The sequence below is a fragment of the Rhizobium rosettiformans W3 genome, assembly GCF_004912135.1.
Lineage (GTDB): Bacteria > Pseudomonadota > Alphaproteobacteria > Rhizobiales > Rhizobiaceae > Allorhizobium > Allorhizobium rosettiformans.
Genome location: NZ_STGU01000013.1, coordinates 77,037 through 98,639, shown reverse-complemented (window position 1 = coordinate 98,639; position 21,603 = coordinate 77,037). Strand labels below are relative to the sequence as shown.

The following is a 21,603-nucleotide window of genomic DNA, read 5'->3' as shown; positions in this document are numbered from 1 at the left end:
AGCCGGGCTTTGCCATCAAGGCCCTCGCCAGAGGCTCGTGCTGCCAGACCGGAGCGCCCGTGGGCGTGTCTCGCCATGAAGGCCGCGACGGTCGCGGTCCAACTGACGGAAGCATCCCATGTACGCGCACGACGATTTCGAACCCGATCACAGCACGTCCCCGACCGGCCATGCCATCGAAGAACTCGAACTCTACGGCTACCGCCCCTCCGAAGACGAGGCCGATCCCCGGATCACACCCGAAGATCACGTCATCCAGGGCGCAGTCTCAGACATCTTCGACGCCCTGATTTCCACCATGGCCGACACCAGCCTCGATTTCGACCTCGACGAGATCCTCTGGTCCACCGTCAACACCTTCCACCGCGCCGTCGAGCGGATCGAGACCAAACTCGACGATAACGAGCAGGCACAGAAGCATCTCCAGCGTGAACAGGATGGCAGCGAGGTCAAATCCGTCCAGCTCGAAACCCTGATCGGCGCGGGACAAAGCCTGATCGAGCGCCGCGACAGCATGGAAACCTTCCGCGATGCCGCCGCCGACATCTATCTGCGCACCACCGGAACGCCCTGGTCGCAACGCTCCGGTTCACGTGTCAACCATCGCCAGATGACCTCGGCCATGATCGACAGCCGCGACTTCATCGCCGCCAAACGCCGGGCCGACAACGAGGTGCTGTTGCCCGCCGGGCCAAAGATCGCCTTCTCGGGCGGAGACACGACTGATCACCGGACGATCTGGGCCAAGCTCGATCAGGTCCATGCCAAGCACCCGGACATGGTTCTGATGCACGGTGGATCGCCCAAGGGCGCGGAACGCATTGCGGCCACCTGGGCCAGCAATCGCAAAGTCGCGCAGGTCGCCTTCAAACCTGACTGGGCTAAACATGCCAAGGCGGCGCCGTTCAAGCGCAACGACCAGATGCTCGGCATCATGCCGATCGGGGTCATCATCTTCCCCGGCACGGGCATTCAGGACAATCTGGCCGACAAGGCTCGCAAGATGGGTATCCCGGTTTATCGCTTCGGGACCGGCAGCGCGTGAGCGCTGCCTGTTCAGCATAAGCACTACTGCAATAGCGCCAGGTCGTCCCAACGAATTCGGACATAACGGCCTGAGCGCTTTGGCAATTGCTTGCGGCTGACCATTCGCCCGGAGACCTGGAATTCCGCATTAATTTTGACCACGAGCAGCTTGCTGAAATGCCTTGATGTATCCACCATCACCACGTCTTTGCTCTTGAAAGGAGTGATGGTTTTGATCTCGACATGATCATTTTCGAGCCTGCCGTCCGAACCTTGCGCGTAGGTCTTGTTCAACTTGATGCCGTAGGTGATGGCACCGAACAGCTCACCGATGTCGCCATACACAGATAAATGCAGGCCCGTCTCCAGATGGTAGCTCTCAGCGAGTGAGATCAGGTCCTCAAAATACGGGATCATTGATCGGATGGCGTTTGGATACTTCGCTCCCCATTCCTTGTGACGAAGCTGTTCGTCAATGTCTGACCATGTCACCCATTCGCCGTCATCATAAAATGCCCGATCTGACCAATCGACTTCTGCCATAAACTTTAACCCGCATCCTTCCGCCCAACGATATGGTCATTGTAGAGGTGCAGCAGATACTGGTCCACCAGACGCATAAGCTTTCTCATTCAAACTGCGAGTTTTCGGACAGGCCTGGCCTCGAAAGCCATCGCTTCTCGCGCGGTGAGAGGAATGCTGCTATGCTGTGATTGCGCCATGGTGGTGGTGGAAGGCGCAACCGTCCAACCTTTTGCACGGAGACACCACCATGATCGTTCTCGGAATCCTCGTTTCCATTGCAGCCATCGGTACCATGTGCTGGCTGCTGTTCAATCTCGCCGTCTTCGCCCTGCCGTTCTTTATCGGCCTGAACGCAGGCATATGGGCCTATGGCACGGGCGCTGGCTGGCCTGGCGGCATCCTCATCGGTCTTATCGCTGCGGGTCTGACACTGGCGGTCGGTCAGGGCCTGCTCATGCTGGTTCGTCCGATCTGGGCACGGCTGCTGATCGCTTTGGCCTTCGTCGCCCCGGCGGGCACGGCCGGGTTTTACGCTACGCTCGGGATCGTCAAACACATGATGCCGTCCGAGACCTGGCAGATCATCTTCTCGGTGGTCGGTGCGGTCGCGGTGGGCGTGACAGCATTCCTGCGCGTTGCAGGCATGGCGGCAACCGGCCCTGCGGACGGGAACCTTGCACGCACCTGAACTGGAGTGACCCGTTGAGGCAGGACCAGAAGCGGATACGGATCATCTGCCGTCTTCGTCAGGAGGCGGGCGGGTAGATGGCGTGTAAATCTCTGATCAGCGTGAGGCACAGGCACGGCCCATAGGAGCGCAGGACGTTCAGTGCCAGCATGCGAGGACTGACCGAAAACCGGTTGGGGCAATGCCGATAGCACAGGCCGGAGAAAAGGATGTGCACGGCCTGAAACGCGGGGGACCAGACAAGCCGGTGCGCCGGTCTGGTCATCCTGATGGAGCCTCGAGGTTGCCACCGTCCCCGTTCAACCCCCGTGTCTCGACCGCTCCAAACGGCCTCTTCAATGGCCTGATCTGGCCGAAAACCAGCGCGATGCGCTTCGACCGCTCTAGCGCAACAGCGTCGTCACAACTTTCTTCCCCTGCCGGCAAAGCCGACATTCCGCGCGGAACAAGAAAGTTTCTCCTGTGCTGTCCAGCCCCTTTGGGGTGCGCCAGCGTTCGTCTCCGGCCGGTCGATCGCCATCGAGGCCGCAATGGTGCGGGCTCGGAAACGGAAAACGGAGACTTAAAATGGCAACCATCGGCACATTCAAGAAGACCGGCTCGAACGAATTCACCGGCGAAATCGTCACCCTCAGCGTCCAGGCCAAGGGCGTGCGCATCATCCCCGACCTGCGCGCCACCGGCGAGAACGCTCCCAGTCACCGGGTTCTGGTCGGCCGCGCCGAGATCGGCGCCGCCTGGTCCAAGCGCTCCAACGAGGGCCGCGACTATCTGGGCCTCAAGCTGGACGATCCGAGCTTCAACGCTCCGATCTACGCCAACCTCTTCGATGACGAAGAAGGCGAAACCTTCTCCCTCATCTGGTCCCGCCCCAACGGTCGCCGCGGCGACTAAGGCGCGGCACAAAGGCCCCGACCGCAAGGTCGGGGCCTTTCTCATGTCCGCGGGAAAGTCGTCACGCCACCGCGCCCTGTCGTGTCTAGCACGGATCAGGCGCTTAGGATCGGGATGATGGTTTTGACATGGGCGTCGATGCGTTCCAGCACGGGCGGCGGGACCACTTCGCGCTCCGGCAGTGTCCACCATTTCGTATCAATGCGTTTCACCGTCTCGACAACGGCCTTGAGCACGGCTGGCTCGGGAAGCCTTGCCCGATTGGCAAACGTCTTCCAGCGGGCCGGGGCCAAGCCCTTGAAGGCCCGCTCGCCGCCCAGAGACAGCGCCAGCCCATCTGCCGGAATATAGGGCACGGTCGAAAGCATGTCGTAGATCGGTGCTAGAGCGGGCGTGTCGCCGTCGCCCGGATAGATCAGCGACCAGTTCTTGAGGTGCGTGTCGCCATTGCCCATGACCACCGAGAAGGTCAGCCGCCGGACAAACTCCAGCGCGGCGAACGGCGAGATCGCAACATTCAGCACAGAGGCGATGTCGTGGGAGGCGGCGCCATCATATTTGCGCGCCGGGTACAGGCCGAAAACCTGCGCGAAATCCTCGATATGGATGCGCTGCCCGTCTGCCCCGCGATCAAAACGCCGCACGAGCAGGACCAGCCCCTCGGCAAGTGTTTCGAACTCTTCGGGAATCCCCTCGAACTGGTCTCGGCTGACCAGTTCCCGCTCGGGCACGTCCATGCCGATGGCTTCGGCAAGCGCGAGGTTCGCGAACTCGTTTTCCGACACACCCGGAAAGGCGGTCGAGGGGAATTTTGCAATATACTGGCCCTCGTCATCCCCGAGCGGCAAGGTCAGCCCCCCGCCTTTGCCCGTGTTCTTCATTACCGAGAGCTTCATCTGCACGCCCGCCAGCGAGAAGCGGGCTTTGGGCCGCCCTTGGGCGGGCGCCGCCCCGATGCCCGGTTGACCGTCACTGGGCACCACCCGAACGGCACCCGGCAGGTCCGCGCCCAGAGCTGCCAGGAGATCGAAATCATTCCCCGGCCGCACATTGCCCGCATGGTGTTTTTCCATCGCCTCGCGCAGCCGGTCTTCGGGCAGCAGGTTGGCAAAGAAGGGCGGCAGGCTGCCTGCGACAGGTCGCGGATCCTTGCGCAGGCCCCCTGATGCCGCGCGCAGCGACAGGCTCAGAACCGGAATGCCGCCGGTCGCGCGATAGGCTGGATCAAGGCTGAAGGCGTTGAAATCACCCGGCGTCCTGACGATCATGCCAACCTTCGCACTGTTCAGAAACACGTCCAGCGCGGTGATGGTCTCAGCGGTACGGACGGCTGTCATCGTCGCTCTCCGGTTGCGGGCTGAAGGCCGGATGATCATCCTCGGCCTCGGGGCGCAAAAGCGCCTCGATGGCGGGCACCATCGCCTGCGGGACCAGCATCATTTCCAGCCCAAGCGCCCTGGCAATGTTGATCAATGTCGTGGTGCGCGCCGCCGCCGCCCCCGTCTCGATGTCGCGGTAGCGCGGGCGCGAAATGCCCGCAAGATCGGCCACCTGCTCCTGGGTCAACCCCGCTGCAAGACGCGCGCGGCGAAAATGGTCGCCGATCAGCCCCAGTGTTTCTTTTTCCGCCTTCATGTGATGCCTTTACGGATCATTTCTGTCGCTTTGATCTGAATACGTATCCTGGTCTATTGCGAACGTCAAGGATATGATCTCTAAACGAATCATTCAGATGTCGGCTGCATCGTTTGGGGCTCAATCAATCGCGGAGCAACGCCGAACTAATCCAAGGCAGAAGTGCTGCTCTTTCGAGCCATGGCCAGCGAATCGGGCACATCGAACGCTGTGCTGCGCAAATCGCCTCACGGTGTGCCTCAGCGATTTCATGTGGCGGATTGAGCAAGAACGACTAAAATAGCCGTAGTTCTGGAATGCGCGCCGGTCGCGATGGGAGGTGATCATGCATGATCACCGCTCGACAGTCGCGGGCCGCGCGCGCGTTACTGGGTTGGACGCAGGAGACGCTCGCTGACAAGGCCCGAATATCGTTAACTGCCCTGAAGCGCCTCGAGTCCGAGAACCGGCTGGAGGTGTATGAGACAACGCGGGATCAGGTGCGCCGGGCGCTTGAAGCAGCAGGGATCGTTCTCCTGTCCACGGATCGCGGGCAAGGAGTGTTGCTGGTTCATGACCAAGACGAGAAGAGACACCGACAGATCCGCGACGTGTGATCGGCGCAGGCGCCATCATCGATCCGCTGCAGCGGCCTGTGGCTTGTGGCGACCATCGACATGACGTCCGCGGTCGCCCCCTTCGACGACATCGCGCCTGTTAGCGACGAGCTGACCGAATATGACCGCGCGCATATCAAGCTCTATATGCGGCTGCTCGATGCGGCCGATGATGGGGCGGAATGGGCCGAAGTCGTTAATGTTTTGTTCGGAATTGATCCTGTTCGGGAACCTGAACGCGCCCGGCAGGTCCATGACAGCCATCTGGGACGGGCGCGCTGGATGACACAGAGCGGCTATCGTCAGCTGCTGCGTCATCCGACAGATCGGACCTGACCTCGCCGCCGTCGCACCAGTGATGCCTTCAGAGCATCACCCTATGTCCTTGTTCTGGCTTCCATCTCGGTAGAGGCACCGCAATTCTTTCATGCTCCACCTGTGCAGTTTCAACCAGGAGTGGAGCAATGAGGCCGGATACATCCCGCTGGCGAGACCAGGACCAGTATGAATTCTACGATGCGCTGCCCGTTGAGGGCGTCGCCTGGGAATGCCTGCGCCGTAACGCGTCCTATCAGGCCTGTTTCGATGACCTTGTAGCGCAAGGCGCCGGGCATCTTCCCCTTGCGGATCACGTCCAACATCGCTGGGGGTTGCGATTTCCCGGCAGACCCCGGCTTTTCCGCGCTCGACCAACCGGTCATCTGGTCGCCTGTTGCCAATCCGGACATGCTGATGCTCGGGGCAGCGCCCGATTTTCTTCCGCCTTCTCCGTCCGCCTTATCGGTAGATCTTGCTGATGCCATCTGCGGACCAGAGGGGGTATATGGTGTCTGTGACGCCAGAGACGGCGTTCAATATCTGATCCTCGCCGACACCGATACCAATTCGCAGCCGGCGATCATTCTGCCACTTGACGAAAATCTGCCGGATCGGCTCGAAGCCATTCTCAGGCTCTGGCACATGCTGGCCGGGAAACCCGCGCGCCGCGACCCCAGGATGACGCCGTATCAGCGCCGGCGGTTTCGCCTGATGATGCAAGCTGCCGACGGAAACGCCAACCACGCGACCTATCGTGAGATTGCCATCGCCATCTACGGAGAGGCGCGCGTTCGCGCTGAGCCGTGGAAGACATCGGCTTTGCGCGCCTCTGTCATCGCCCTTGTCCGATCTGCCGCCGCGCTGATCGACGGCGGTTATCAGGACCTTTTGCGCCATCGTCGCAAACCCTGACACTGACGTCTGATCGAGGGTGAGGATTCTACCCCTTCGATCTTCCTCATCCCCCTTGCCGCCGCGCCTTCGCCACCGTGCGCATGTCATGCCGTTGATCGTCAGCGGCATCCTGCACAACCACGGAGGCCACCCCATGCGACCTGATCTCGCCGCCTTGCCGCCACGCTACCTGCGCACCAAGGAAGCTGCCGATTTCCTCAGCCTGTCCGCGCGCACGCTGGAAAAGCACAGAACCTACGGAACGGGACCTGCCTATCACAAGCTCGGCGGCCGCGTTGTCTATTCGGTCGAGGATCTCGCAGCCTGGGTTGCACGCGGATCGGTTACCTCCACGTCGGACCCACGCGGACAGGTTCTCCCGGCGAAACCTCTGCCGCCGACCGCATTCACCTCGCCCAAGCGCATTACGCGCTGAACACGGCGGTCAGCCCTCTATGGCAGCGCAGCACCCATCCGCCTCGGAACGCGGGCAACTCGATCTGTTTCGGGCGCTTCCCGGTGAACTCGCGCCACGAGACGCGCAGGATCTCATGGCTTATCCTTTCTTTTCCCTTTCCAAATCGCACCGTATCCGCCCAATTGACTTTGCGCTGGGCAACGTCTCGATCCGTGTCGAAGCTGTTCCCGATCACGGTATGGCGACGATCTGGGACGCCGATATACTGATCTGGGCGGCCAGCCAGATCGTGGAAGCGCGGGACGCCGGTCTGCGCACGTCGCGCCTGATGGCGGCAACGCCTTATGAAATCCTGACATTCACAGGGCGCGGAACCTCCCTGAGGGACTATCAGCGCCTGAAGGCGGCGCTGGACCGGCTGCAATCGACCACGGTTGCAACCTCGATCCGCCAGCGCGCGAATGGACGGCGACATCGTTTTTCGTGGATCAACGAATGGCACGAGCGGACCGATGCCAATGGCCGCCCGGACGGCATCGAGATGATCGTGCCCGACTGGTTCTACAGTGCGGTTCTGGATGACGCCCTGATCCTCACCATCGACCGGGCCTATTTCAATCTGACCGGCGGGTTGGATCGATGGCTCTATCGCCTGGTGCGCAAGCATGGTGGGCGGCAGAAAAACGGTTGGCGGTTCGACTTCCGTCACCTGCACCAGAAATCGGGCAGTCTGTCGCCGTTCAAGCGCTTCGCCTTCGAGCTGCGCGACATTATCCGCCGCCAGCCACTGCCCGGCTACACCCTGTTCGCCGAGGTCGAAACCGGCGGCCGGATGCTGCTCGCTTTCGAGCCTGTCCCGGCCTGTGGAAAACCTGTGGATAGTCTCGTGCTATCGGGAACCCGGACTATCGTGCCATCAGGAACCGGAGGCTCGTGCTATCGGGAACCCAAACACCTCCTATCCTTCGGTAACAAAAGCGAAAATCGCGCCCTTAACTTAGAGTCTAACACAGAATCTAACTTTGAAGAGCGGCAGCGCGATGTGGAAAAGCTCATCGCGAAGGCTGGTGCGGCCCTCAGATCGGGTGCCCATAAAGGCAAGCTGACACCCCCAAAGCAAGGATCGCCCGCGTCAACAAGCACGCCTGAACTTCCTCTCGGCAAACCGGGAGGACGGCGATGATTGTCGCGCTCCTCAATCAGAAAGGCGGCGTGGGCAAGACGACGCTGGCGCTGCATCTCGCCGGAGCCTGGGCCGCGGAAGGCAAGCGCGTCATCCTGATCGATGCCGACCCGCAAGGCTCCGCACTCGACTGGTCGGAGCGGCGCAGCGATGAAGGGCTGCCAAGGCTGTTCACCGTCATCGGACTTACCCGCGATACCCTGCACAGGGAGGCGCCGGAACTGGCGCGTGACGCGGATCATGTCGTCATTGATGGTCCGCCCCGTGTCGCTGGTCTGATGCGCTCTGCGCTGCTTGCAGCCGATCTGGCGCTGATCCCGGTGCAGCCATCGCCCTTCGACGGCTGGGCCTCGGCCGAGATGCTGGCGCTTCTGAGCGAAGCACGCATCTATCGTCCCGAGCTTGCCGCCCGTTTTCTGCTGAACCGATGCGGTGCGCGCACCATCATCGCCCGCGAAACGGCCCAAACACTAGCGGACCACGATCCACCCTTGCTGGCCACGACCATCGGCCAGCGCGTCGCCTTCGCTGAAGCCGCACAGACCGGACGGCTGGTCTCCGAAACCGATGGCGGCGAACGGGCCGCACAGGAGGTCACAGCGCTGGTGGCCGAGATCGATGGCCTCGGTATCAGGAAGATCGTGCCATGACACGTCTGCCCGTCAAATCCGGCTTCGCATCGCGTCCGGGCAATCCCGATAGCTGGGTCAGAGCCGCCGATGCGCCGGCAACACACAAGACGGCGGCGGAGGCGTTCACCGCCCGTCTGACCATCGACATCACGCCCGAACTGCGCGGGCGCATCAAGGTTACCGCTTTCCGGCGCGGCGTCACCGTCGCCGTGATGCTGCGCGAGCTGCTGGCTCGCGAGTTTCCACCCACCGAAGGAGATCAGCCATGACCGGCAAAACCGCGCGCGCTGCGCATGAACACCCGCTGGCGAACGGGCCTGCCCCGTTCACCACAATGGTCGAACTGACCTTCCAGAAGAAGAAGGTCGAGCGCTGGATACGCTTCGGCCGCAAGAGCTTTGAGCAGATCATCGACCGCCGCCGCAGTCTGATCGGTTTTGCGCCCGAAAGCATCTTCGCCTTCGTCCGCTGGGCCTCCAACGATTACGGCACCATCGTTTCGCGGCTCGACATCCTGCGCGCCGCCGGGCGTGGCGAACCGTACCAGACCGTGCCCTTCGTTCGTCCCGGCGGCGAGATTTTGCTGCGTATCGATGGCTGGCCGAAGGTCCAGCGGGTGCTGGCCCTGATTGATGCCGTGGACGCGCTTGGCGTCGATCCGGCGGATGTTGCGCCGGACCATTGGCGGCACGTCCACAACCATTTGAGTGCCGGTCAGGAACCCAATCCCTACACCCCGGAGCGCCATGCCGCATGGGTCAGCCGCGAGAGAATCGCGCCATGAGCCGCCGTCATATACTCGCCGTGTCCATGCTGGCCGTCGGTACGCTTGTCGCCACGGCGGTTGCCGATCAGCCAACCCGGCTGATCTGGAATGCAACCGCCAGCGCGCCCATCGGCTTCTACATAGTTGCTCCCGCCGATGCGCTCGAAGTTCCCGAACTCGTCGTCATCGCGCCGCCCGAACCGCTGCAGCGGTTCATGGTCGAGCGCGGCTATATCGGGCGGGGCGTGCCGCTGCTGAAGCGCGTCCTCGGCTTGCCGGGACAGCGCGTCTGCCGCAGCGGTGCGACGATCACCGTCGATAACGTCGAGATGGGCGATGCGCTGGAGCACGACCGCATGGGCCGCGATCTGCCGGTCTGGCAGGGCTGCCGCATCATCCGCGACGGCGAACTCTTCCTCATGAATTGGGACATCCGGGACAGCCTCGACGGCCGTTACTTCGGACCTGTTCCCGCCAGTTCCGTCATCGGCCGGGCGCTCCCGCTCTGGACCGATGAGGAAGGCGATGGCCGCTACGAATGGCGGGCGGCCACGCATTGAACCCACGCCAAATCCACCAACACAGGAGACACACCATGCCACAGATCGGTCAATTTGCGCGTGACGCATCCGGCTTCGCCGGTCAGCTCGTCACGCTCACCATGAAGCGCGATCTCGTCATCGTGCCCGCTGAACATTCCGATGCGGAGAATGCGCCGGACTATCGCGTCCATTACATTGAACATGACGGGCCGGAGGTCGGCGCTGCATGGAAACGCACCGGCGAAAAGGCTGGCGAATATCTCTCGGTGCTGCTCGACGATCCCGCCTTGCCGCAGCCGATCCGCGCCAATCTGTTCCGCGATGACGACACCGGCTCGTCATGGTCACTGCACTGGAGCCGCCCGCGGCCCCGCGAAGATCGGGACTGAGATCATGCGATCCCGCGCCCTTCTTCTCTTCACGGCCCTGCTGTCGGCTGGCAGCGGCTCGATGCCGGCCATGGCGCAGGTCACGCCGCAACCCGCGCCTGTTACCGCGCATCCCCATGCTGCTTTCATTGCAGAGGCGTCACAGCGTTTCAGCATTCCAGAGCAGTGGATTCGGGCCGTGCTGCGTGTGGAAAGCGCGGGCGATGTGCGCGCCATTTCATCGGCAGGCGCGATGGGACTGATGCAGGTCATGCCCGATACCTGGGCGGGCCTGCGCAGCCGCCATGGCCTCGGGCGCGATCCTTACGATCCGCGTGACAACATCCTCGCAGGTACGGCGTATCTGCGGGAGATGTGGGACCGCTATGGCAATGTCGCGGCCATGCTTGCCGCCTACAATGCCGGTCCCGGTCGCTATGACGAGCATCTGGCGACAGGTCGCACTTTGCCCGCAGAAACACGCGCCTATGTCGCCACGCTCGCACCTGTTCTCGGCAGTGCGACTGCGCCTGATGTGCCGACGATCGTGCCGCCGCCGCCACCGGATTGGCGCGAAGCCCCGCTCTTCGTTGCGCAATCCGGCGGCATTTCAGCGGCGGTTAATCAGCCATCGAGCGACATCCACGCAACCGCTTCTCTGCGCGATCCCGCCGTTCAGGAGCCGCAGGACAGCGGCATATTCGTGGCCCTTGCGAGCGATGGCGACAAGCCATGAGCATGGCGTTTACGCGCTCGTTCGGTCCATTTCCGGTGTGCAGTCAGGCTTGGGTGCGCCTGGCAGCATTCCCGGCAGGAAGGGCAAAAAGGGAAGGAAAGGCGGAGGGCAAGATAAAGGAAACCGGCACCCTGTCGGGGCGGTTTCTGGGCAAGCCCTTGTCTGCACACTGTTTTGGGACGCGGCGCACGGCACCATGCTTTTGGGCCTCGCGTGCCGCGATATGGCGCAAAGCCATGGCGTTGCTGGGTTTTGACCGGCACTCTAACCGAATATCGGCCGATTTTCCGCCGTCACGGCTTCGGATACGACGATGAGTGGCGACGACGAGAACCGCTTTCTCCCGAAGCCTGGCCGCATCAGGTCGGACGTGCCGAAGGCGGGCAAGGCGAAGAGCTTTCTGACGCAGGCAAAGAAGCTGGCGCGTCAGCATAGCAACCGCCCCGGCAGATCATCATCATTCGCATCACGGACCTACTCGTCGCCTTCATCTGGTTCGGCTGGAAAGAGTGGGAAGGCATCGCGGGCCGGCAAAGGTCCGGGCGTCAAGCGTGGCCGTGGTGCGGCCTTTGTCCGCGTCCGAACGCTGTCGGGCGGCTGGCGGCACAGTGCGGCCGGCGTGCGCCGCGTCGTCGTCAAGACCCGTTATGCCCAGAGCGCGTGGAAGAATGGCAAAGGGGCTGCCCATCTGCGCTACATCCAGCGCGACGGCACCTCGCGCGATGGCGAACGTGGCCAGCTCTATTCGGCGACCGAGGACCGCGCTGATGGAGATGCCTTCCTTGATCGCGGCAAGGATGATCGCCACCAGTTCCGCTTCATCGTCTCGCCCGAGGATGCCGCCGATCTTTCCGATCTCACCGACCACACCCGCGATCTGATGAGCCGCATCGAGGCCGACCTTGGCACGAAACTCGATTGGGTGGCGGTCAATCACCACAATACCGGCCATCCCCATGTCCATGTCATTGTTCGGGGGAAGGACGATCTGGGCGAGAACCTGGTTATCAATGGCGACTATCTCGCCAATGGTATTCGTGAGCGGGCGAGCGAACTGACCACGCTGGAACTCGGCCCCGTGACCGAGATCGAGCAGAGCCGCAAGCTGTCTGCCGAAATCGATCAGGACCGCTTCACGCGCATCGACCGCGCCATGACCGAGGAAGCCGAAGAAAGGTTCCTCGATCTGCGCCACGAACCGGCAGATGCACGCCGCCAGTTCAACCGCACACTTCGCCTGCGCCGTCTCGCCAAGCTGGAAAAGATGGGGCTGGCTACGGAACATGCACCCGGCGTCTGGGAGCTTGGCGCGAAGATGGAACCGGCGCTGCGTGAACTCGGTGAGCGCGGTGACATCATCCGCAACATGCACAAGGCGCTGAAGGCCGATGGGCAGGAACGTGATCCGATGACCTTCCAGCTTCACGATGCCGCACCCGCGGCGCCCATCACCGGCCGCGTCGTGGACAAATATCCCACCGACGAGATGGGCGAGAACCTGACGCTCGTGGTGGACGGCATCGACGGGCGAACACACCATCTTCCCGGCATTGATCCGGCCCGCGTCGAAGATGCCCGGATCGGCAGCATCGTGGAAGTCGGTCCCGCCGATACAGCACAACGTCCCTCTGATCGCACCATCGCTGCGATCTCGGAAAATGGTATCTACCGACCGAGCCGCCACCTCGAACAGGCGAAGTTCGAGGGACGTGTGCCGGGTGGCGATTATGAGGGCTATGTCGATGCCCATGTCCGGCGATTGGAATCGCTACGCCGGGCCGGGATTGCCGAGCGGATCGACGCCGACCAGTGGCACATCCCCGAAGACTTCGAGAGCCGCGCCACCGCCTATGATGCCGGTCGCAACCGGCAGGCCAGCATCCGTGTCGTCTCGACCTTCGATCTGGAAAAGCAGATTGGGTCCGATGGCGCGACCTGGCTCGACCGGCGATTGGTCACACCGGACGCCTCGGACCTTACCCCGGCAGGGTTCGGCCAGCAGGTGCGCGAGGCTATGGACCAGCGGCGTGAACACCATATCGCACAGGGCGATGCCACGCGGCAGCAGAATGGACGCATCCTCTATCGGCGCAACCTGCTCGCCAATCTGCGAGAAAGGGAAGTGGCCCGCGTCGGTGCGGAAATGGCCAGCAGCAAAGGCTTGCCGTTCCGGGCGGCTGCCGATGGCGAAAATATCAGCGGCAAGTTCACCGGGACCGCACATCTATCGAGCGGCAAGTTCGCCATTGTCGAAAAGAGCCACGAGTTCACTCTTGTCCCATGGCGGCCAGTGATCGACCGCCAGCTCGGCCGCGAGATTGCGGGCATCGTGCAGGGTGGATCGGTATCGTGGCAAATGGGGCGAACACGAGGGCTCGGGATTTGAGCCTTTGCCGATCTGGCACCTCGCAAATTGTTCTGTCGACATCGGCATCTGAAAGGGCCTGTCCGATGTGCCGCCGATAGTATCCGGCAACACGGCACCCCTGCTTTTCCTATTGCCGCTTTCGAAAACGTCTATTCTTTGATCGGCTCCGACTCTCTTGCCGATTGGAGCCTGTATGCGTGGTGGCCGAATACTCTGGGGCCAGATCATTGTCGTATTCACCATTGTCCTGGTGATGGTCTGGACTTCGACACAATGGGTGGCCTTCCGCCTTGGCTTTCAGCCCCAGCTCGGCAATCCATGGTTCGATGTTGCGGGATGGCCGGTCTATTATCCTCCGGCCTTCTTCTGGTGGTGGTTTTCCTATGACGCCTATGCGCCCGGTATTTTCACCGAGGGCGCGTTCATCGCCACGTCCGGGGCGTTGTTCGCTATCGCCGCCGCTTTTTTCATGTCGATCATCCGGGCGCGCGAGGCGCGCAACGTCGCCACCTACGGTTCGGCGCGATGGGCCGAAGACAAGGAAATCCATGCTGCCGGACTGCTCGGTCCCGATGGCGTGGTCCTTGGCAGGCACAGCAAGGACTATCTCCGGCACGACGGCCCCGAGCATGTCCTTTGTTTCGCGCCCACCCGATCAGGCAAAGGCGTCGGTCTCGTTGTGCCGACGCTGCTGACCTGGCCGGGAAGTTGCATCGTGCACGACATCAAGGGTGAGAACTGGAATCTGACGGCCGGCTTCCGGTCCCATCACGGCCGCGTCCTGCTGTTCGATCCGACCAATGTGCATTCCGCAGCTTACAACCCGCTGCTGGAAGTCCGTCAGGGGGAGTGGGAAGTCCGCGATGTCCAGAACATCGCGGATATTCTGGTCGATCCCGAGGGCAGTCTCGACAAGCGCAACCACTGGGAAAAGACCAGCCATTCGCTACTGGTCGGCGCCATCCTGCATGTACTCTATGCCGAGAAGGACAAGACGCTGGCCGGCGTCGCGAGTTTTCTGTCCGATCCCCGCCGTCCGGTCGAGGCAACCTTGCGCGCCATGATGGACACACCGCATCTGGGCGAAGCCGGTGTGCATCCCGTCATCGCTTCGTCGGCACGCGAGCTGTTGAACAAATCCGAGAACGAACGCTCCGGTGTGCTGTCCACGGCGATGTCCTTTCTCGGCCTCTACCGAGATCCGGTCGTGGCCCGCGTGACGGCCCGCTGCGACTGGCGCATTGCTGATCTGGTCGGAGCAAAAAAAACCGTCAGCCTCTACCTCGTCGTACCGCCCTCGGACATCAACCGGACCAAGCCGCTGATCCGTCTGATCCTCAATCAGGTCGGGCGGCGGCTGACCGAGGAGCTGGAAACCACCGGAAAACGCCATCGTCTCCTGTTGATGCTGGACGAGTTCCCCGCGCTCGGGCGGCTTGATTTCTTTGAATCGGCGCTTGCCTTCATGGCCGGCTACGGCCTCAAAGCGTTCCTGATCGCGCAGTCGCTCAACCAGATCGAGCGCGCCTATGGGCAGAACAACGCCATTCTCGACAACTGCCATGTGCGTGTCGCCTTTGCTGCCAATGATGAACGCACCGCCAAACGGATCAGTGATGCGCTCGGCACGGCGACAGAAATGCGCGATTCCACCAACTATGCCGGTCATCGCCTCGCGCCATGGCTCGGGCATCTCATGGTTTCACGGCAGGAAACGGCGCGGCCACTCCTGACGCCCGGCGAAATCATGCAGCTTCCGCCAACCGACGAGATCGTCATGGTGGCGGGCGTGCCGCCGATCCGCGCGGCTAAGGCGCGCTATTACGCCGATACGCGGTTTCAGGAACGGGTGTTGCCGCCGCCCGATCTGCGCAAGCCGTCGGTGAAGATGGTAACATCGGCGCCAGACGACTGGACGAGCCGTGTTGTTGCGGCAGCGGCCGGCCACGGACCCGCGTCGAACAGGTCCGACGAAGATCCTGCCAATGCCGGTATCCGTCTTGAGCCGGAGCTTCCCGAGCATGAGGAAATCATCCCGGCACCACCGCCGCCATCGCAGGAGCTCGACTTTCTCGATGATGAGCCCGACGTCGATGCCGCCAAGGCCCGCGCCATGCGTCAGCGGATGCGCATGGTCGCGCGGCAGGCATCTCTCGACCCCAATGACGGCATCGACCTTTGAGAAGGAAGACAGGCATGACGAGCCGCACCCGCATGAACGTCTACTTCTCCCCGGATCTGCTGAAGCAGGTCGAAGGCCTGGCGCTGCGCCGCAATGTTTCCAAATCCGCAGTGATCGAGGCGGCGGTCGCATCCTTCCTGTCCGGTGACACGACCGAACGGCTGGAAGCCGCAATGTCGCGACGCCTGGACAAGCTTGGCCGCCAGTTCGACATGCTGGACGAAGATGTCGCCATCCTCGGCGAGACGCTTTCGCTGTTCGTACAATTCTGGCTCACCATGACGCCGCCGCTGTCAGATAGCGCGAAACAGTCGGCACGCATCAAGGGCAACGAGCGCTTCGAAGGCTTCATGCAGACGCTGGGCAAGCGCTTGGCTTCCGGCGATAGATTCCTGAAAGAGTTGTCGCGGGATATCGATTCGCTTCACGATTTTTCGTCACAAGGCCAGTCCGAAGCGGATGGAAACCAGCTCTGAACTTTCGATCCATCCTATTTACCGTCCTGCGCCGCCGATGCCCGCACACGCGTAAACATCTGTTGAAACGGCCCTAAATCAGGTTCTTTTAATCGACCCCAATCCGGGGTCCGTCTTTTGCGCGTCCCGCCATGAACGGGGCCGCCATGACCGCATCACATCAGAAACCCGAGACGATTGCGCGTGGTGCGCGGATGCTGCGCACCGCGCTCGGTACATCGATTGCCCGGTTTCTGGAAGATCCAGCTGTGGTCGAGGTGATGCTGAATCCCGATGGCCGCATCTGGGTGGATCGGCTCTCCGAAGGGCTGGCCGATACGGGGGAGAGGCTGTCGGCTGCCGATGGCGAGCGGATCGTCAGGCTGGTCGCCCATCATGTCGGCGCCGAGGTTCATGCCCGCAATCCGCGTGTGTCGGCTGAACTGCCCGAGACCGGAGAGCGCTTCGAAGGGTTGCTGCCGCCTGTCGTCACGGCGCCGACCTTTGCCATCCGCAAGCCTGCCGTCGCGGTGTTCACGCTCGACGACTATGTAAACGCCGGGATCATGACCAGTGCTCAGGCCGAGGTGCTGCGCCTGAACGTCGCCACGCGCGCCAATATCCTTGTCGCGGGCGGCACCTCGACCGGAAAAACCACGCTGACCAACGCGCTGCTGGCAGAAGTCGCCAAGACTTCGGACCGCGTCGTGATCATTGAAGACACGCGCGAACTGCAATGCGCCGCGCCCAATCTGGTCGCGATGCGCACCAAAGATGGCGTGGCGACGCTCTCCGATCTGGTGCGTTCGTCGCTACGCCTGCGCCCGGATCGCATCCCGGTCGGCGAGGTGCGCGGGTCCGAAGCTCTCGACCTCCTTAAAGCCTGGGGCACCGGCCATCCGGGCGGGATCGGCACCATCCATGCCGGTTCCGGCATTGGCGCGCTGCGACGCCTCGAACAGCTCATCCAGGAAGCCGTCATCACCGTCCCGCGCGCCCTGATTGCCGAGACAATCGACCTCGTCGCCGTTCTTGCCGGACGCGGCTCTTCCCGCCGGCTGGTCGAACTCGCCCGCGTCGATGGGCTGGGGCCGGACGGCGATTACGCCATCACGCATCCCATCACTTTGGCAACCACCCCGAAAGGAAACCCTTCATGATCCGCACGATTTCACGCGGCTGCCGCATCATGGCAACCGCCGCTGCCACTGTTTCCATCAGTCTGATGCTGGCGCCTGCCGCACACGCCTCCGGCTCCTCCATGCCCTGGGAGGCCCCGCTTCAGTCGATCCTCCAGTCGATCGAGGGTCCTGTCGCCAAGATCATCGCCGTCATCGTCATCATCGCCACCGGCCTGGCGCTGGCCTTCGGTGATACCTCCGGCGGCTTCCGCCGCCTGATCCAGATCGTCTTCGGCCTGTCCATCGCCTTCGCCGCGTCGAGCTTCTTCCTTTCGTTCTTCTCGTTCGGCGGCGGGGCGCTCATCTGATGGCGGGTGGCCTCGAACAGCTCGACGCGGTGCCGGGCTTCTCCATCCCGGTTCACCGGGCGCTGACCGAGCATATCCTGCTCGGCGGCGCACCGCGCTCCATCGCCATCGTCAACGGAACGCTGGCCGGGGCCGTCGGCCTCGGCCTTCGTCTCTGGCTGGTTGGCCTTGCGATCTGGGCAGTCGGTCATTTCCTCGCGGTATGGGCTGCCAAACGCGATCCGCTTTTTGTCGAGGTGGGCCGCAGGCACCTGCGCATACCCGGTCATCTGTCAGTGTGAGGGCGCGGCCATGATGAACCTCACCGAATATCGCCGCACCTCCGCTCGGCTTTCCGACTATCTGCCATGGGCAGCCCTGGTCGGCCCCGGCATTGTTCTGAACAAGGATGGCAGCTTCCAGAGGACGGCAAAGTTTCGTGGGCCGGATCTGGATTCTGCTGTCGCCGCCGAACTTGTCGCGGTCGCCGGTCGGATCAACAACGCCGTCCGCCGTCTGGGTTCGGGCTGGTCGATCTTCGTCGAGGCACAACGCTCCGAGGCTGCGACCTATCCCGATAGCAAGTTTCCAGATGCGGCTTCCGCACTAGTCGATGCTGAGCGCAAAGCCGGGTTCGAGGAAGCGGGCACACATTTCGTGTCAGGCTACTTCCTGACCTTCCTCTGGCTGCCACCCGCCGAAGATGCGGCTCGCGCCGAGACCTGGCTCTACGAGGGCCGTGAGCAATCCGGCGTCAATCCATGGGAGCTGATGCGCGGCTTCATCGACCGCACCGACCGCGTGCTGGCGCTGCTCGACGGCTTCATGCCCGAATGCCACTGGATCGATGACGCGGGCACGCTGACCTATCTCCATTCCACGATTTCCACGAACCGCCATCGTGTTCGCGTGCCCGAAGTGCCCATGCACCTCGATGCGCTGCTGGCCGATCAGCCGCTGACTGGCGGGTTGGAACCGCGCCTTGGTGACAAGCATCTGCGCGTCCTGACCATTATCGGCTTTCCGACAGCGACCACGCCCGGCCTGCTCGACGAGATGAACCGGCTCGCGTTCCCGTATCGCTGGTCCACCCGCGCCATCCTGATGGACAAGACGGACGCGACGAAACTCCTCACCAAAATCCGCCGTCAATGGTTCGCCAAGAGAAAATCCATCGCCGCGATCCTCAAGGAGGTGATGACCAACGAGCAATCGGCGCTGGTGGACACCGATGCGTCCAACAAGGCGCTCGATGCCGACATGGCCTTGCAGGAACTGGGCGCTGACGTCGCCGGCATGGCCTATGTCACAGCAACCGTCACCGTCTGGGACGCCGACCCCCGTATCGCCGACGAGAAGCTGCGTCTGGTCGAGAAGATCATTCAGGGCCGTGACTTCACGGCCATGCCGGAAACTGTCAATGCCGTCGATGCCTGGCTAGGCTCGATCCCCGGACATGCCTACGCCAATGTCCGGCAGCCGCCGATCTCGACGCTCAACCTCGCCCACATGATCCCTCTATCGGCCGTGTGGGCGGGGCCGGAACGGAACGAACATCTCGGAGCGCCCCCCTTGCTGTACGGCAAGACCGAAGGTTCGACTCCGTTCCGGCTTTCCCTTCATGTCGGCGACGTGGGCCATACCCTCGTCGTCGGCCCGACCGGCGCGGGCAAGTCCGTGCTGCTGGCGCTGATGGCGCTGCAATTTCGCCGCTATGATCGCAGCCAGATTTTCGCTTTCGATTTCGGGGGATCGATCCGGGCATCCGCGCTCGCCATGGGTGGCGACTGGCATGATCTCGGCGGTGGATTGACCGAGGGATCGGAGGTTTCCGTTTCCCTGCAACCGCTGGCGCGGATCGATGATGCCTATGAACGGTCATGGGCCGCTGACTGGATCGCCGCGATCCTGATGCGTGAAGGCATGATCATCACGCCGGAGGTGAAGGAGCACATCTGGACGGCGCTGACATCGCTGGCATCCGCCCCGGCGGGGGAACGGACCATCACCGGCCTTGCCGTGCTGCTGCAATCCAACGATCTGAAACAGGCGTTGCGCCCTTACTGCATTGGCGGCGCCTATGGCCGGTTGCTCGACGCCGAGGCCGAACATCTCGGATCAGCCGATGTACAGGCCTTCGAGATCGAGGGGCTGGTCGGCACTGGGGCTGCGCCTGCCGTCCTGTCCTATCTGTTTCATCGGATCGGCGACCGGCTCGACGGTCGGCCAACCCTGCTCATCATCGACGAAGGCTGGCTGGCGCTCGATGACGAGGGGTTCGCCAACCAGCTGCGCGAATGGCTGAAGACACTCAGGAAGAAGAACGCTTCCGTCATCTTCGCCACGCAATCGCTCTCGGACATTGACGGCAGCAATATCGCGCCCGCCATCATCGAAAGCTGCCCGACGCGGCTGCTTCTCCCGAATGAACGCGCCATCGAGCCGCAGATCACGGCAATCTACCGCCGCTTCGGCCTCAATGACCGGCAAATCGAGATCCTCGCGCGGGCCACGCCAAAGCGGGACTATTACTGCCAATCGCGGCGCGGCAATCGCCTGTTCGAGCTTGGCCTCAGCGAAGTCGGCCTCGCGCTCTGCGCCGCATCATCCAAATCCGATCAGACCCGTATCGCCGAACTCGTCGCCGAGCATGGGCAGGACGGTTTTCTCGCGGCCTGGCTGCGCCATCGCGGCGTCGAATGGGCCGTCGATCTGATCCCGAACCTCACAAATCTTGTCGAACGGACAGAGCCCGCTCGGCCGGTCGCGCCAGACCAAATCCATCCAGATGACAGCCAAGAAAAGGAGACCCTGCCATGATCCGTATCCCCGTTTCCCGATATGTCAGTGCATCCGTGCTGGCGCTGACGCTCGCCATGCCTGTTGCACTGTCGCCCATGCTGGCAAGCCCCGCTCACGCTTTTGGCTTCGGCCGCATCGTCTATGATCCGACCAACTATGCGCAGAACCTTCTGACTGCCGCACGTACGCTGGAGCAGATCAACCACCAGATCACCTCGCTTCAGAATGAAGCGCAGATGCTCATCAATCAGGCGAAGAATCTCGCCAGTCTGCCATATTCCTCGCTCCAGACTTTGCAGCAGAATGTCCAGCGCACGCAGCAGCTTCTGGCCCAGGCGCAGAACATTGCCTTCGACGTGCAGAACGTCGATCAAATGTTCCAACAGAAATACGGCAAGGTTTCGCTGTCCGCGACCGACGCCCAGCTCGTCGCCGATGCGCGGTCCCGCTGGCAGAATACGGTCGGCGGTTTGCAGGACGCCATGCGCGTGCAGGCTGGTGTCGTCGGAAATATCGACACCAACCGCGCTGAAATGTCCGCCCTTGTCGGGCAGAGCCAGAACGCCACCGGCGCGTTACAGGCGACACAGGCGGGCAATCAGCTTCTCGCGCTCCAGTCGCAGCAGCTTTCCGACCTGATCGCGCTGATGTCCGCCAATGGTCGCTCCGAAGCCCTGATCGAAGCCGAGCGTGCCACCGCCGCCGAACAAGGCCGCATCCAGCGCGAGCGCTTTCTGACGCCGGGATCGGGCTATCAGCCCGGCAATGCCCGGATGTTCGGCAACGGCAACAACTGACCGGACAGGAGGGGCGCGACATGGACGGCAAGATGCTGGCACGGCTGGGCGCGATCATATTCGTGGCCATCGCCATCACCGCCACGGTGATCGAAATGACCCGCGAGGATGAACCGGCGCAGAACCGTCCGGCGCCATCGCTTCAGCCCTCTGCCGATCCGCTGCGCCAGAGCCTGCGCCACTGCCAGCAGTTAGGCGAGGCCGCCGTGAACGATCCCGGCTGCCTCGCCACCTGGGCCGAGAACCGCGACCGGTTCCTCGGCCGGACGCCGGTGCCCGCCGCTCCGCATCAGAACGGGGGACAGTGAAC

Annotated in this window: 27 protein-coding genes; 24 read left to right on the top strand and 3 right to left on the bottom strand. The window is 62.6% G+C overall.

Features of this window, described 5'->3' with window-relative positions:
• Positions 1 to 118 precede the first annotated feature (118 nt).
• On the top strand, positions 119 to 1,045 hold the full coding sequence (locus FAA86_RS19745) for a DUF2493 domain-containing protein (RefSeq protein ID WP_024899149.1): 927 nt from the start codon (positions 119 to 121) through the stop codon (positions 1,043 to 1,045).
• 23 nt (positions 1,046 to 1,068) lie between these two features.
• Here FAA86_RS19745 and FAA86_RS19740 read toward each other — a convergent pair whose 3' ends face one another.
• A complete protein-coding gene (locus FAA86_RS19740; protein WP_024899150.1) occupies positions 1,069 to 1,569 on the bottom strand; it encodes a hypothetical protein in 501 nt (166 codons plus the stop codon).
• Between the two features lie 229 nt (positions 1,570 to 1,798).
• Between FAA86_RS19740 and FAA86_RS19735 the strand changes: the two genes are divergently transcribed.
• Together FAA86_RS19735 and FAA86_RS19725 are read left to right on the top strand one after the other, a co-directional pair.
• Complete coding sequence (locus FAA86_RS19735; protein ID WP_024899151.1) at positions 1,799 to 2,239, top strand: hypothetical protein; 441 nt, start codon at positions 1,799 to 1,801, stop codon at positions 2,237 to 2,239.
• 567 nt (positions 2,240 to 2,806) lie between these two features.
• Positions 2,807 to 3,133, top strand: coding sequence for a DUF736 domain-containing protein (locus tag FAA86_RS19725; protein ID WP_024899152.1), 327 nt, complete (start codon positions 2,807 to 2,809; stop codon positions 3,131 to 3,133).
• A 95-nt stretch (positions 3,134 to 3,228) separates the two neighbouring features.
• On the opposite strand, the gene FAA86_RS19720 is transcribed toward FAA86_RS19725, so the two are convergent.
• Together FAA86_RS19720 and FAA86_RS19715 are read right to left on the bottom strand one after the other, a co-directional pair.
• A complete protein-coding gene (locus tag FAA86_RS19720) occupies positions 3,229 to 4,470 on the bottom strand; it encodes a type II toxin-antitoxin system HipA family toxin (protein WP_136542776.1) in 1,242 nt (413 codons plus the stop codon).
• Positions 4,448 to 4,768 carry a helix-turn-helix domain-containing protein gene (locus FAA86_RS19715; protein WP_015740146.1) on the bottom strand — a complete coding sequence of 107 codons (321 nt, stop codon included), beginning with the start codon at positions 4,766 to 4,768 and terminating at the stop codon, positions 4,448 to 4,450. Before FAA86_RS19715 ends, FAA86_RS19720 begins: the two co-directional genes overlap by 23 nt.
• Before the next feature lie 329 nt (positions 4,769 to 5,097).
• Here FAA86_RS19715 and FAA86_RS19710 point away from each other — a divergent pair, with 329 nt between their 5' ends.
• The 21 genes from FAA86_RS19710 (at position 5,098) to trbK-alt (ending at position 21,601) form a co-directional block, all read left to right on the top strand.
• Positions 5,098 to 5,364: a helix-turn-helix domain-containing protein gene (locus FAA86_RS19710; protein ID WP_024899154.1), complete on the top strand. Its 267-nt coding sequence runs from the start codon at positions 5,098 to 5,100 to the stop codon at positions 5,362 to 5,364.
• A 60-nt stretch (positions 5,365 to 5,424) separates the two neighbouring features.
• Complete coding sequence (locus FAA86_RS19705; RefSeq protein WP_015740148.1) at positions 5,425 to 5,700, top strand: DNA -binding domain-containing protein; 276 nt, start codon at positions 5,425 to 5,427, stop codon at positions 5,698 to 5,700.
• A 128-nt stretch (positions 5,701 to 5,828) separates the two neighbouring features.
• Positions 5,829 to 6,161, top strand: a complete 333-nt coding sequence (locus FAA86_RS24985; RefSeq protein ID WP_246035132.1) for a transcriptional regulator domain-containing protein — start codon at positions 5,829 to 5,831, stop codon at positions 6,159 to 6,161.
• The gene (locus FAA86_RS19695; protein ID WP_136542774.1) at positions 6,091 to 6,594 is read left to right on the top strand and encodes a DUF2285 domain-containing protein; all 504 of its coding nucleotides are present in this window, start codon (positions 6,091 to 6,093) and stop codon (positions 6,592 to 6,594) included. Before FAA86_RS24985 ends, FAA86_RS19695 begins: the two co-directional genes overlap by 71 nt.
• Positions 6,595 to 6,730: 136 nt before the next feature.
• Positions 6,731 to 7,012 carry a helix-turn-helix transcriptional regulator gene (locus FAA86_RS19690; protein ID WP_010336149.1) on the top strand — a complete coding sequence of 94 codons (282 nt, stop codon included), beginning with the start codon at positions 6,731 to 6,733 and terminating at the stop codon, positions 7,010 to 7,012.
• 19 nt (positions 7,013 to 7,031) lie between these two features.
• The gene (locus FAA86_RS19685) at positions 7,032 to 8,177 is read left to right on the top strand and encodes a replication initiator protein A (RefSeq protein WP_024899156.1); all 1,146 of its coding nucleotides are present in this window, start codon (positions 7,032 to 7,034) and stop codon (positions 8,175 to 8,177) included.
• Positions 8,174 to 8,827, top strand: a complete 654-nt coding sequence (gene parA / locus FAA86_RS19680) for a ParA family partition ATPase (RefSeq protein WP_136542773.1) — start codon at positions 8,174 to 8,176, stop codon at positions 8,825 to 8,827. Before FAA86_RS19685 ends, parA begins: the two co-directional genes overlap by 4 nt.
• Entirely contained in the window at positions 8,824 to 9,078 is a 255-nt protein-coding gene (locus FAA86_RS19675) for a hypothetical protein (RefSeq protein WP_038146356.1), read from the top strand. Before parA ends, FAA86_RS19675 begins: the two co-directional genes overlap by 4 nt.
• Entirely contained in the window at positions 9,075 to 9,593 is a 519-nt protein-coding gene (locus FAA86_RS19670) for a DUF2840 domain-containing protein (protein ID WP_136542772.1), read from the top strand. Before FAA86_RS19675 ends, FAA86_RS19670 begins: the two co-directional genes overlap by 4 nt.
• Positions 9,590 to 10,135: a S26 family signal peptidase gene (locus FAA86_RS19665; protein WP_038146346.1), complete on the top strand. Its 546-nt coding sequence runs from the start codon at positions 9,590 to 9,592 to the stop codon at positions 10,133 to 10,135. The genes FAA86_RS19670 and FAA86_RS19665 overlap by 4 nt, the downstream gene beginning before the upstream one ends.
• A gap of 35 nt (positions 10,136 to 10,170) precedes the next feature.
• Positions 10,171 to 10,506, top strand: a complete 336-nt coding sequence (locus FAA86_RS19660) for a DUF736 domain-containing protein (protein WP_038146343.1) — start codon at positions 10,171 to 10,173, stop codon at positions 10,504 to 10,506.
• A 4-nt stretch (positions 10,507 to 10,510) separates the two neighbouring features.
• Entirely contained in the window at positions 10,511 to 11,221 is a 711-nt protein-coding gene (locus FAA86_RS19655) for a lytic transglycosylase domain-containing protein (protein ID WP_100237036.1), read from the top strand.
• Positions 11,222 to 11,534: 313 nt separating this feature from the next.
• Positions 11,535 to 13,607, top strand: a complete 2,073-nt coding sequence (locus tag FAA86_RS25170; protein ID WP_106754605.1) for a relaxase/mobilization nuclease domain-containing protein — start codon at positions 11,535 to 11,537, stop codon at positions 13,605 to 13,607.
• 175 nt (positions 13,608 to 13,782) lie between these two features.
• Positions 13,783 to 15,771: a conjugal transfer protein TraG gene (locus tag FAA86_RS19645; protein WP_136542771.1), complete on the top strand. Its 1,989-nt coding sequence runs from the start codon at positions 13,783 to 13,785 to the stop codon at positions 15,769 to 15,771.
• Positions 15,772 to 15,785: 14 nt separating this feature from the next.
• Positions 15,786 to 16,247, top strand: a complete 462-nt coding sequence (locus tag FAA86_RS19640; RefSeq protein ID WP_100237038.1) for a ribbon-helix-helix domain-containing protein — start codon at positions 15,786 to 15,788, stop codon at positions 16,245 to 16,247.
• A gap of 146 nt (positions 16,248 to 16,393) precedes the next feature.
• Complete coding sequence (gene trbB / locus FAA86_RS19635; RefSeq protein WP_035746328.1) at positions 16,394 to 17,386, top strand: P-type conjugative transfer ATPase TrbB; 993 nt, start codon at positions 16,394 to 16,396, stop codon at positions 17,384 to 17,386.
• A complete protein-coding gene (locus FAA86_RS19630) occupies positions 17,383 to 17,715 on the top strand; it encodes a TrbC/VirB2 family type IV secretion system protein (protein ID WP_009450539.1) in 333 nt (110 codons plus the stop codon). Before trbB ends, FAA86_RS19630 begins: the two co-directional genes overlap by 4 nt.
• On the top strand, positions 17,715 to 17,996 hold the full coding sequence (locus FAA86_RS19625; RefSeq protein ID WP_100237039.1) for a VirB3 family type IV secretion system protein: 282 nt from the start codon (positions 17,715 to 17,717) through the stop codon (positions 17,994 to 17,996). Before FAA86_RS19630 ends, FAA86_RS19625 begins: the two co-directional genes overlap by 1 nt.
• A 10-nt stretch (positions 17,997 to 18,006) precedes the next feature.
• Positions 18,007 to 20,514, top strand: coding sequence for a conjugal transfer protein TrbE (trbE, locus tag FAA86_RS19620; protein ID WP_100237040.1), 2,508 nt, complete (start codon positions 18,007 to 18,009; stop codon positions 20,512 to 20,514).
• The gene (trbJ, locus tag FAA86_RS19615; protein WP_009450535.1) at positions 20,511 to 21,293 is read left to right on the top strand and encodes a P-type conjugative transfer protein TrbJ; all 783 of its coding nucleotides are present in this window, start codon (positions 20,511 to 20,513) and stop codon (positions 21,291 to 21,293) included. The genes trbE and trbJ overlap by 4 nt, the downstream gene beginning before the upstream one ends.
• 20 nt (positions 21,294 to 21,313) lie before the next feature.
• Complete coding sequence (gene trbK-alt / locus FAA86_RS19610; protein WP_100237041.1) at positions 21,314 to 21,601, top strand: putative entry exclusion protein TrbK-alt; 288 nt, start codon at positions 21,314 to 21,316, stop codon at positions 21,599 to 21,601.
• Positions 21,602 to 21,603: the final 2 nt, after the last annotated feature.